The organism is Streptococcus sp. WM07, assembly GCF_004570525.1.
In the GTDB taxonomy this organism is placed as follows: Bacteria; Bacillota; Bacilli; order Lactobacillales; family Streptococcaceae; genus Streptococcus.
Map to the genome: position 1 here is coordinate 1 of NZ_SPPZ01000254.1, position 394 is coordinate 394.

Annotated in this window: 1 tRNA gene; it reads left to right on the forward strand. The window is 40.1% G+C overall.

The features are described 5' to 3' along the window. Positions 1-52: 52 nt before the first annotated feature. Positions 53-125, forward strand: a tRNA-Ala gene (locus E4T71_RS09190). Positions 126-394: the final 269 nt, after the last annotated feature.

Genomic DNA, 394 nt, shown 5'->3' on the forward strand with positions numbered 1-394 from the left:
TTTGAGAGGTCATGTAGATGACAGAGAAAAAGAAATCCTACATGAATAGGAAGGGGCCTTAGCTCAGCTGGGAGAGCGCCTGCTTTGCACGCAGGAGGTCAGCGGTTCGATCCCGCTAGGCTCCATTAGGATATCGAAGCCGATCCGCTTGCGGAAACTTCGAGAAGAAAAATAGGAAACAGACGATGTGTTCGAAGAACACAAGGAAGTTTATCTTTTTTCTCTAAGAAGTTAGGCTGAGATTCAACTAGAAAGAAAGTTGAAGAGGTATCCTAAAAGAACATTGAAAATTGAATAACTATATCAAAGAAAGTAACAAGAAATAAACCGAAACGCTGAACGCATAATGAGTTTACTTAATTCAGGTAGAGTTAAGAAAAGAGGTTAAGTTAGT